The sequence below is a fragment of the Streptomyces katrae genome, from assembly GCF_000966975.1.
Classification (GTDB): domain Bacteria; phylum Actinomycetota; class Actinomycetes; order Streptomycetales; family Streptomycetaceae; genus Streptomyces; species Streptomyces katrae.
This window is the reverse complement of the sequence record NZ_JZWV01001629.1, coordinates 1-1,625: the sequence shown is the minus strand read 5'-3', so window position 1 is coordinate 1,625 and position 1,625 is coordinate 1. Positions and strand designations below refer to the sequence as shown.

1 protein-coding gene is annotated in these 1,625 nt (G+C 77.6%); it reads left to right on the top strand.

All coding sequences use genetic code 11. The annotated features are described in order from the left end of the window. Window positions 1–267: 267 nt before the first annotated feature. A partial coding sequence (locus VR44_RS39725) for a sensor histidine kinase (protein WP_052714044.1) occupies window positions 268–1,625 on the top strand: 1,358 nt, incomplete at its 3' end.

Sequence of the window (1,625 nt, the reverse complement as noted above, 5' to 3'; positions counted from 1 at the left end):
CCGCACCTCAGCGCGGACGCTCCGTCCAGCGAGCCGCCTCCCGGAACGCGCGGGCGGGCCGGGGCGGGGGTGTGGTCGTGGGGCGGGGGGTGCGCCCCGGCCTGTGCGGGTGTGCGCGCTCCCGGCGTATTCGGGCTGTCGTGCGAGCGCTCCATCGGGAGCGGGAAGCAGGTCGGCGAAGTTCCCCAACTGGGTGGGTATCCGGTGATCAACACCGGGCCCCGGGAACTGGATCCGGGGGCCGGGCCCCACCTACCGAGGACGCCGATGTCCGGACTCCGCGCCGCCCGCCACGCCCCGTCGAGACACGCCGCCACGGGCCCCGGCCGGCAGATACGCCCCCAGCTGGTCCGTGCCGCCGTCCTGCCCACGCTCGCCGCCGGGCTCAGCGGCACCGCCGCGGTGATCTTCACCCTGCAGCTCGGCGGGGGCGCAGGGGAGCGGGACACCCGGCTGTGGCCGGTGCTCGCGGGCTGCGCCCTGCTGGCCGTCGGGGCGCTGGCCGCCGCCCTGCTGGGGGCCCAGCGTGCCGCCAAGGCCGTCCGGGACCGGTGCGAGGCCCTGCGGCGCTCCAGCATGCGCGGCCGCCAGGAGCTGCGGACGGCCGCCGAGCGCCTGGAACGGGGCGAACGGCCGGGCCGCCCCGTGCGGGCCGGGCGGGGCGCCCCGCCGCCGGAGGCCGGTCCGGCCGGGGTGGACGAGTTCTGGCTGCTGGCGCAGGAGCTGCGCGGCGCGCGCGAGCAGGCGCACGAGGCGCTCGTACGGCTGGCCGCTCCGGCCGCGCCCAGCGACAGCGACCGCAAGGTGGAGGTCTTCGTCAACCTCGCGCGCCGGCTTCAGTCGCTGGTGCACCGTGAGATCTCGCTCCTCGACGAGCTGGAGGACACGGTCGAGGACCCCGACCTGCTCCGGCAGCTCTTCCACGTCGACCACCTCGCCACCCGGATCCGCCGGCACGCCGAGAACCTCGCGGTGCTGGGCGGGGCCGCCTCCCGGCGCCAGTGGACGCGGCCGATCGACCTGAGCGAGGTGCTGCGGTCCTCGGTGGCCGAGGTGGAGCAGTACACCCGGGTCAAGGTGGTGCCCCCGGCGGGCGGCACCGTACGCGGGCACGCCGTCGCCGACGTGGTGCACCTGCTGGCCGAACTCGTCGAGAACGCCACGGTGTTCTCCGCCCCCGACACCGACGTGGTGGTGCGCGCGGAGCGGGTCACCGCCGGGATCGCGGTGGAGGTGGAGGACCGCGGGCTGGGCATGCCGCCGCAGGAGCAGAGCCGGATGAACTCCCTGCTCGGCGACCCCGACCAGGTCAGCGTCCGGCACCTGCTGGCGGACGGGCGGATCGGCCTGTTCGTGGTCTCGGCGCTGGCCCGGCGGCACGGGATCGCCGTGGAGCTGAAGTCCAACATCTACGGCGGGGTCCTCGCCGTCCTGGTGCTGCCCCAGGGCCTGCTGGGCGCGGAGGCCCCGAACGCCGCCGACGCGCTGGGCGGATCCCGCGCCACCTCCGGGGGCACGGCCGAGACCACCCCGCCCCTGGAACCGGCCCGCCTCACCGAGCCGCCGGCCGCGGCGCCCCCGGCGCAGCCGCCGGCCGCCCCCCGGGCCGCCGCCCCGCCCCCGCT